This window comes from Thauera aminoaromatica S2, from assembly GCF_000310185.1.
Classification (GTDB): domain Bacteria; phylum Pseudomonadota; class Gammaproteobacteria; order Burkholderiales; family Rhodocyclaceae; genus Thauera; species Thauera aminoaromatica.
Window position 1 is genome coordinate 1 of record NZ_AMXD01000151.1, and the last position, 8506, is coordinate 8506.

The window sequence follows — 8506 nt, forward strand, 5'->3', positions numbered from 1 at the left end:
GCGCACCGGCGCGCCTGCCACGCGCTCGCCGCGCAGCGCGACGAAGGCCGCCCCGGCGAGCGCCGGATAGAGCGCGAGGTAGGCGCAGAACAGCGCGATCGCCAGCGCGGCGACCGGCGCGGGCACGCCGCCGTAGCGTTCGAGCGCGACGTAGAGCCAGGACACTCCGGCGGCGAAGGCACCGAAGCCCCACGCGAAGCCGAGCGCGAAGCCCTCGCGCGCGCGCGCCGCGCCGGCGAGCAGCCAGACGAGCACGCCGAGGCCGAGGAAAGCGAGCGGGAACAGCCCGAAGGGCGCGAAGGCGAACACCGTCGCGCCGCCGGCGAGCAGCGCGAGCAGCCAGGCGCGCCGCATCACGCCTGTTCGGACAGCGGCTGCGGCAGGCGCTCGACGATCAGCGTGTACACCCGCCGGCTGTCGGCGCGCAGCACCTGGATCTTCAGGCCTTCGAGCTCCACCGCCTCGCCACGCTTGGGCAGGCGGCCGAAATGGCGGATCACCAGGCCACCGACGGTGTCGTATTCCTCGTCGCTGAAGTGGGTGGCGAAGGCCTCGTTGAAGTCCTCGATCTCGGTGGTCGCCTTCACGCGGTAGCGGCCGCTGTGGTCGAGACGGATGTTGTCGCCGACCTCGTCGAAGTCGTACTCGTCCTCGATGTCGCCGACGATCTGCTCGAGCACGTCCTCGATGGTGACCAGGCCGGCCACGCCGCCGTACTCGTCCACCACGATCGCCATGTGGTTGCGCGACACGCGGAACTCGCGCAGCAGCACGTTGAGACGCTTGGATTCGGGCACGAAGACTGCGGGGCGCAGCATGTCGCGCAGGTCGAACTCGCGCCCGGCGAAGTAGCGCAGCAGGTCCTTGGCGAGCAGGATGCCGACGACGTCGTCCTTGCCGTCGCCGATCGCGGGGAAGCGCGAGTGGGCGGTGTCGATCGCGAAGTTGGCGATCGTGTCGATCGGGTCGTCCAGATGCACGCAGTCCATCTGGGCGCGCGGGACCATCACGTCGCGCACCTGCATGTCGGACATCTGCAGGGCGCCTTCGATGATGGTGAGGGCGTCGGCGTCGATCAGGTTGCGGTCGAAGGCCGAGTGCAGCAGCGCGAGGAGTTCATCGCGATCTTCCGGTTCGCGCGAGAGAAGGGCCGAAAGTCGCTCGAGTAAGGAGGGTTTGGGGGAACTGTCCATTTTGGGGGTCGGTGTCTCCGCTTCAGGCGCTCAAGGCGTAGGGGTCGGCATAGCCGAGCTCGCGCAGGATCGCGGTCTCGAGCGCTTCCATCTCGGCCGCCTCGGTCTCGTTCTCGTGATCGTAACCCTGCAGGTGCAGCATGCCATGCACGACGAGGTGGGCGAAGTGCGCCTCCAGGGTCTTGCCCTGGGCGGCGGCCTCGCGCACCACCACCGGAACGCACAGCACCAGGTCGCCGGCGAGCGGCACGTCTGCGGCCGCCGCGGGCAGGCCGGGCAGGTCCTCGCCCTCGGCGTAGGCGAAGGTCAGCACGTTGGTGGCGTAGTCCTTGCCGCGGTAGTCGCGGTTGAGTGCGCGCCCCTCGGCCTCGCCCACCAGGCGCACCGTGACCTGGGCGCTGGCGCGCAGCGCCGCCGCGGCCCAGCGCCGGATGTGGTTCTTCTTGGGGCAGTTGGCCTTGTCCTCGCCCTCGACCGCCTTCTGCACCTGCAGCTTCAGCACCGGCGGATGCTCGCCCGCGGGCAGCGCGAGCGGCTCGACGAAGCTCATGTCGTGGTGCACATCCACGCGCAGGGTCATCAGGTTGCAGGCACCGGGCTGCAGCGACAGCATCGGCACCGCGTTGTCGTCGTCGGTCTCGGCCTCGATCTCGAGGTCGCCCCAGGCCTTCTCGGGGAAGGCGAGCAGCAGCTTGCGACCGTCGCCGAGCTCGATCTCCAGGCGCTCGGCGCGGATGCGCGCAGCCTTGCCGTCGGCATCGACGGCGATAATCCTGGGCCAGGTGCCGGCCGACTTGCGCGCGGCCGCCTGGTTCGTCCTGTCGGTCCTGTTGGTCTTATTCGCCATCTTCGGCTTCCTGCTCCTGCGGGTGCGGCTGCTGGCGCGCGGCGCGGGCCGCGGCCTTCTCGCGCTCGAGGCGCGCAGCCTCGAGGTCGTAAGCTTCGACGATGCGCGCGACAAGCGGATGACGCACCACGTCTTCCTTGCTGAATTCGGTGAACGCGATGCCGCGCACCCCCGCCAGCACCGCGCGCGCCTCCTTGAGACCGCTGCGCTGGCCGCGTGCCAGGTCGATCTGGGTGAGGTCGCCGGTGACCACCGCCTTGGCGCCGAAGCCGATGCGGGTGAGGAACATCTTCATCTGCTCGGGGGTCGTGTTCTGCGCCTCGTCGAGGATGATGAAGGCATTATTGAGCGTGCGCCCGCGCATGAAGGCGAGCGGCGCGATCTCGATGCTGCCGCGCTCGAAGAGCTTGCCGACGCGGTCGAAGCCCATCAGGTCGTAGAGCGCGTCGTAGAGCGGGCGCAGGTAGGGGTCGACCTTCTGCGCCAGGTCGCCGGGCAGGAAGCCCAGGCGCTCGCCGGCCTCGACCGCCGGGCGGGTGAGGATGATGCGCTCGACGAGGTCGCGCTCGAAGGCGTCGACCGCGCTCGCCACCGCGAGATAGGTCTTGCCCGTGCCGGCCGGGCCGATGCCGAAGGTGATGTCGAAGTCCTGGATGTTGCGCAGGTAGTCGACCTGGCGCGGCGTGCGGCCGTGGAGCTCCGTACGGCGCGTCATCAGCACCGGCGCGGGCTGCGCCGCCTCGCCCTTGTTGGCGATCTCGATGAGGCCGAGCTGGACCTCGTCGCGCGACAGGTCCTTGTCGGCGAGCGCGTAAAAATGCTTGAGCGCCATCTCGCCGCGCAGCACCTGCGCGGGGTGGCCCTGCAGCGTGAAGTGTTCGGCACGCCGGCTCACGGTGATGTCGAAGGCGTTCTCGATCTGGCGCAGGTTCTCGTCGAGTACGCCGCACAGCTTGGCCAGCCGGGCGTTATCCACCGGCTCGAAGAAGACTTCCAGGATTTTCGCCATTCAGGATTCCCGGGTGAGGATTTCGCCGCGCAGGCTGTGCGGCAATGCTGCGGTGATGCGCACCTCGACGAACTGCCCGACGAGGCGATCGCGGACGGGCGAGTCGGAGGGGAAGTTGACCACGCGGTTGTTGTCGCTGCGGCCCATCATCTCGGCCTCGGCGTTCTTCTTCGCCGCGCCCTCGACCAGGATGCGCTGCACCGTGCCGACCATGGCCTCGCTGTTGGCCTGGTACTGCTCGTCGATGCGCTTCTGCAGGCGGGCGAGCCAGGCGAGCTTGGTCTCCTGCGCCACCGGGTCTTCGAGGTCGGCGGCCGGGGTGCCGGGACGCGAGCTGTAGACGAAGCTGAAGGAGCCGTCGAAGCCGACGTCGTCGATCAGCTTCATGGTCTTCTCGAAGTCCTCCTCGGTCTCGCCGGGGAAGCCGACGATGAAGTCCGAGGTCAAGGAAAGATCCGGCCGCGCCGCACGCAGCTTGCGCACCACGGACTTGAACTCGAGCACCGAGTAGCCGCGCTTCATCGCCGCCAGCACGCGGTCCGAGCCCGACTGCACCGGCAGGTGCAACTGCGACACCAGCTTGGGAAGCTTCGCGTAGCAGTCGATCAGACGCTGCGTCATCTCGCGTGGGTGCGAGGTGGTGTAGCGGATACGCTCGATGCCGGGGATCTCGGCCACGCATTCCAGAAGGAAGGCGAAATCACCAACGTCGGCGCCCTGCTCGCCGTCCTCGCGCGAGAGCACGCCACGCCAGGCGTTGACGTTCTGGCCGAGCAGCGTCACCTCCTTGACGCCCTGTGCCGCGAGACCGGCGATCTCGGCGAGCACGTCCTCGAGCGGGCGCGACACCTCGTCACCGCGGGTATAGGGCACGACGCAGAAGGTGCAGTACTTCGAGCAGCCTTCCATGATCGACACGAAGGCGCTCGCGCCCTCGACGCGCGCCGGCGGCATGGCGTCGAACTTCTCGATCTCGGGGAAGGAGATATCCACCTGCGAGCGCCCGCTCTGCTTGCGCGCCGCGATCAGGCTCGGCAGGCGGTGCAGGGTCTGCGGGCCGAACACCACGTCCACATAGGGCGCGCGCTTGACGATGGCCTCGCCTTCCTGGCTGGCCACGCAGCCGCCCACACCGATGATCAGCCCGGGCTTCTTCTGCTTGAGCAGACGCACGCGGCCGAGATCGTGGAACACCCGCTCCTGCGCCTTCTCGCGCACCGAACAGGTGTTGAAGAGGATCACGTCGGCCTCTTCCGGGTTGTCGGTCTTGACCAGTTCTTCGTGAGCGCCGAGCACGTCCGCCATCTTGTCGGAGTCGTACTCGTTCATCTGGCACCCGAAGGTGCGGATGTAGAGTTTCTTCATCTATCAGGGAATGTCAGGCAAGGCCTTGCGGCAGGTCGGGCGGGCATCGCGGCATCCATCAAGGCCGGGACGGCGCCTTGGGCATCGGCGCCGCAGCCTCTTCCGGGGTGAGGATCCACACCCGATGCACCTGGCCGTTGCGGTCGACCAGCATGCGCACCACGTACTCGCCAGACACATGCGAGGGCAGCACGATGCGGTTGTGGGTATCGCGGATCTGCGCGCCGGGGCTGAGTTGCAGCGTGGCATCCTTGACCTGCACCACGCTGGCCGAGGAAAACGTCATCTTCACCCGCGCCGCGTCGTCGGGAATCGGCCGCGGCAAGGCAGCAAAGGCCACGGAGGACGCGAGGCCGGAGAGACCGGCCAGCAGGACGGAGAGGAAATGCGGGCGCAAGGACGGGCCGGAAAGATCCGGAACGGTAGGGAACAGGGCGCCGATGATCGTCCATCGCCCCGGGGATGTCAATGCAAAAGCCTTATAAATCAAGCGTTCCACTCGCAGAACCCTAGCCCCTGCACGCACTTGCGGAGCCTACTGCGCGCGCATGGCCGCCCTGCCCCGGTGCCGCGGCGCACGCGCAACCGGCATGGCCCCATCCGCAGAAGGTCCTCTTCGGGCGCGCTGACGCTTGACGACCCCGCCGCAGACCCGCTATATTCGCGCGCTCTGTTGGTGATGTAGCTCAGACGGTTAGAGCGATGGATTCATAACCCATAGGTCGGCGGTTCGATTCCGCCCATCACCACCACCAGATACGAAGCCGCTGATCCGCGAGGGTCAGCGGCTTTTTTCATCTCTGAAGCCTCTGCGGGTGGTTCGCAGAGCCGGGTCGCTCGGGACTCGCGTAGCAAAACGATCGCTCCGTCTCGCCGCCCGCTTGCAGTCCGCAAGCAAACCGCGTCTTCCTCCACGGACGAACGCCCCGTAACGAGGCATGATTGCTCCATGTCCTCCACCCATGCCGCCACCCTTCCCAAGCAGCCTCCCCGCCGCCCGCCCCATCGCGACGGCGGGCGGCGCTTCCTGCTGCTGGCGGGGGGCTACTGGAACTGCGCGCGCAAGTGGCAGGTGCGCGGGACGGTGCTGGCGCTGGCGCTGCTGACGATGGCGCAGGTCGGGCTGGCGATCTGGGTGAGCTACTGGAACCGCGACCTCTTCGACGCGCTCGAGGAGCGTGCGCTGTCCGAGCTGATGAAGCTGGTAGGGGTCTTCGTGCTGATCTTCGCGCTCACCATGGGGGTGACCGCGCTGCACATGCACGTCAAGCGCCGGCTGCAGCTCGACTGGCGGCGCTGGCTCACCGACCTGCTGCTCGAGCACTGGCTGGCGCACGGCCACCTGTACCGCCTGCAGTTCACCGCCGGCGAGCACGACAACCCCGACGGCCGCATCGCCGAGGACATCCGCATCGCCACCGACGTGGCGGTCTCGCTCGCCCACTCGCTGCTGTTCGCACTGCTGATCCTGGGCAGCTTCATCGACATCCTGCTGCGCGTCTCGGGCAGCGCGCCGCTGCCGGGGACCTCGATCGCGGTGCACGGCTACATGGTGCTCGCCGCCTTCCTGTATGCGGGCGTGGGCGCGGCGCTCGGGCTCATGCTCGGTCGCCCGCTGATCCGCGCCACCAACCGCCTGCAGACCGTCGAGGCCAACCTGCGCTTCGGGCTGGCGCGCGCGCGCGAGCACGCCGAGCCGATCGCGATGATGCATGGCGAGCCGCACGAGCGCCGTGAGGCTGCGCGCCTGTTCGACGACGTCGGGCGGGGCTGGAACCGGCAGACTCTGGCCTACCTCGGCATCGTGTCCTTCTCCACCGGCTACGGCACCCTGCTGCCGGTGTTCCCCATCCTGATCGCCGCGCCGCAGTACATCGCCGGGGCGATGACGCTGGGCGTGCTGATGCAGGCGGCGCAGGCCTTCCAGCGCCTGACCACGGCGCTGTCGTGGCCGATCGACAACCTCGGCGAGCTGGCGCGCTGCCGCGCCTCGATCGACCGCGTCGCCAGCCTCTACGAGGACATGCTCGCGCTCGAGCGCGCCGAAGCCCGCAGCCGCGGCCGCGAGCGCATCGCGGTGTGCAGTTCGCCCCACCCCGAGCTCGAACTGCGCCAACTGCGCCTGCAGACGCCTGCGGGCGAGATCCTCCTCGACGACTTCGACCTGCGCGTGCGCCGCGGCGAGCGCGTGCTGATCTGCGGCGACCCTGCGGTCACCGTGAGCCTGTTCAAGGCGGTGGCCGGGCTGTGGCCGTGGGGCAGCGGGGAGGTGAGGCTGCCGCTCGGGCGCGACCTGATGTTCGTGCCGCGCCAGCCCTTCCTGCCCGCGGGCAGCCTGCGCATGGTGCTGAGCTATCCCGACGACGCCGACCGCCACGCCGACGCCGTGCTCGAGCGTGCGCTCGAATGCGCCGGCATCGCCTGGCTGGCCCCCAAGCTCGACACCCAGGAGGACTGGGGGCGCGAGCTGCCGCTGCGCATCCAGCAGCGCCTGGGCGTCGCACGCGTGTTCCTGCACCAGCCGGGGTGGATCTTCATCGAGGAGGCCACCGACGCGCTCGCGCCCAAGGAAGAGGTCGACACCCTGGAGCTGCTGCACCACGAGCTGCCCAGCTCGACCCTGCTGGTGATCAGCCGGCGCGCGCGCCAGAACCACTTCTTCGAGCGCCGGCTGCTGCTGCAGCGCCCGCGCCCGGGCCTGCAGCCGCCGACCGCGCCCGCGGCGCGGCCGGAAACGCCCTCCCTACCCGAAGCGTGAGGGCAGCCAGCCGCGCTCCACGCATTCGCGCAAGCACCAGGCCGGCGTGGTCTCGGTCTTGTAGCTCCAGAAGAACCAGCCCGCCAGGCGCTCGAAGGTCATCAGCTGGCTGTCGCCGTAGGCGCGGCTGGCCACGTCCTGCTGGAAGTCGTCCATGTGCTCGAGGGCGTGGTTGAACGGCCCCTCGGCCCACAGCGACACCACCTTCAGGTCCAGCCCCAGGCTCCACTCGCCGCACACCGCCGGCAGGCCGAGCTCGGCGTTGATCGCGTCGGCTTCCTCGCGCCAGTCCACCGCCGCCTTGCGGATGTGGCCGTGGATGTCCATGTCGATGTCGCCGCGCTCGAAGCACTGGTAGCGGTGATAGTCGAACACCACGTTGCGGAAGGCCGGCGCCTGCATGAAGCCGAGGTACTCGCGGAAGCTGCGGAAGCCGTCGTGGAACACCACCGCCACCGTCTCCGGCGCGCAGTGCTTGCGGATGCGCGCGTAGGCCTCGAGGTAGTAGGACTTCAGGTAGTCGGTCGGCACGTCCCAGCGCGGCTCGTTGAGCAGCTCGATGCCGTGCAGCGCCGGGTGCGCGCGGTAGCGCTCGGCCAGGCGCTCGAGCACGGCGAGCGAGTGCTCGAGGTATTCCTTCTTCGTATGCCACTCCACCACGTCCTTGATGCCGCCGTTATCGAAGCCGTTCTGGCAGCCGGGCGCGGCGTGCAGGTCGATGATCACGCGCAGGCCGAACTCCTGCGCCCAGTCGAGGGCGCGGTCGAGCACCTCGATGCCGCCGGTGACGAAGGGGTGGCGGTGGGCGCCGTACTTGGGGTGGTAGGGGTAGTCGGGGCCGAAGATCCAGTGCCCGATCGGGATGCGCACCGCGTTGAGGCCGCGTGCGGCGATCCAGGCGAAGTCCTCGCGGGTCACGAAGCTCGCCCAGTGCCGGCGCAGGCGCTCGGCCGCGGCGGGACCGAGCTCGGCGCACCAGGTGGTCTCGTCGGTCGCCTCCAGGCCCTCGAACAGGCTGGGCACCATCCACTTCTCCAGCAGCAGCCAGCTACCCAGGTTCACCCCGCGCAGCTTGGTACGCGTCGTTTCCATGAGAACCTCCCCTTGCCCGGATCGGGCGTGATGGACATGGCTCATTCTGGCAGTCAAACGCCTCGCCCGACCGTGAAAAAGCTCGCGCCCACCGTGCGCCGCCCTTTCGCGACTTGCGTCGCTCCCACGGGCCGGCCCACGCCGCGGCGGCAATATGATTCTCGTAGGAGCGACGCAAGTCGCGATCATGACTCGACACGGCGACACACGTGGCAGAATCGCCCCCCGCCCCCCGCCCCCCG

General features: G+C 68.9%; 7 protein-coding genes, 1 tRNA gene and 1 pseudogene. 2 read left to right on the forward strand and 7 right to left on the reverse strand.

Going from position 1 to position 8506, the window contains the following annotated elements; all coding sequences use genetic code 11:
* From C665_RS16700 to C665_RS16725, 6 genes and pseudogenes are all read right to left on the reverse strand, one after another.
* Positions 1-354 (reverse strand): annotated as a pseudogene (locus tag C665_RS16700) (apolipoprotein N-acyltransferase); the annotation flags it as partial.
* Positions 354-1193, reverse strand: coding sequence for a CorC family transporter (locus C665_RS16705; protein ID WP_004323398.1), 840 nt, complete (start codon positions 1191-1193; stop codon positions 354-356). The gene C665_RS16705 and the pseudogene C665_RS16700, both read right to left, overlap by 1 nt.
* Before the next feature lie 22 nt (positions 1194-1215).
* A complete protein-coding gene (gene ybeY, locus C665_RS16710) occupies positions 1216-2040 on the reverse strand; it encodes an rRNA maturation RNase YbeY (RefSeq protein WP_004323399.1) in 825 nt (274 codons plus the stop codon).
* A complete protein-coding gene (locus C665_RS16715) occupies positions 2030-3049 on the reverse strand; it encodes a PhoH family protein (protein WP_004323400.1) in 1020 nt (339 codons plus the stop codon). The genes ybeY and C665_RS16715 overlap by 11 nt, the downstream gene beginning before the upstream one ends.
* A complete protein-coding gene (gene miaB / locus C665_RS16720) occupies positions 3050-4414 on the reverse strand; it encodes a tRNA (N6-isopentenyl adenosine(37)-C2)-methylthiotransferase MiaB (protein ID WP_004323401.1) in 1365 nt (454 codons plus the stop codon).
* A gap of 58 nt (positions 4415-4472) precedes the next feature.
* Positions 4473-4913 carry a hypothetical protein gene (locus tag C665_RS16725; protein WP_012584684.1) on the reverse strand — a complete coding sequence of 147 codons (441 nt, stop codon included), beginning with the start codon at positions 4911-4913 and terminating at the stop codon, positions 4473-4475.
* 176 nt (positions 4914-5089) lie between these two features.
* Between C665_RS16725 and C665_RS16730 the strand changes: the two genes are divergently transcribed.
* Positions 5090-5166, forward strand: a tRNA-Met gene (locus tag C665_RS16730).
* Positions 5167-5363: 197 nt separating this feature from the next.
* Positions 5364-7172, forward strand: a complete 1809-nt coding sequence (locus C665_RS16735; protein WP_004323406.1) for an ABC transporter ATP-binding protein/permease — start codon at positions 5364-5366, stop codon at positions 7170-7172.
* On the opposite strand, the gene C665_RS16740 is transcribed toward C665_RS16735, so the two are convergent.
* Complete coding sequence (locus C665_RS16740) at positions 7158-8264, reverse strand: glycoside hydrolase family 5 protein (protein ID WP_004323408.1); 1107 nt, start codon at positions 8262-8264, stop codon at positions 7158-7160. The two genes, C665_RS16735 and C665_RS16740, sit on opposite strands and share 15 nt — an antisense overlap.
* Between the last annotated feature and the right edge of the window lie 242 nt (positions 8265-8506).

Bases quoted from the DNA above. Each gene is read 5' to 3' on its own strand.
- C665_RS16705 (WP_004323398.1), bottom strand. From the start codon at position 1,193: ATGGACAGTTCCCCCAAACCCTCCTTACTCGAGCGACTTTCGGCCCTT.
- ybeY (WP_004323399.1), bottom strand. From the start codon at position 2,040: ATGGCGAATAAGACCAACAGGACCGACAGGACGAACCAGGCGGCCGCG.
- C665_RS16715 (WP_004323400.1), bottom strand. From the start codon at position 3,049: ATGGCGAAAATCCTGGAAGTCTTCTTCGAGCCGGTGGATAACGCCCGG.
- miaB (WP_004323401.1), bottom strand. From the start codon at position 4,414: ATGAAGAAACTCTACATCCGCACCTTCGGGTGCCAGATGAACGAGTAC.
- C665_RS16735 (WP_004323406.1), top strand. From the start codon at position 5,364: ATGTCCTCCACCCATGCCGCCACCCTTCCCAAGCAGCCTCCCCGCCGC.
- C665_RS16740 (WP_004323408.1), bottom strand. From the start codon at position 8,264: ATGGAAACGACGCGTACCAAGCTGCGCGGGGTGAACCTGGGTAGCTGG.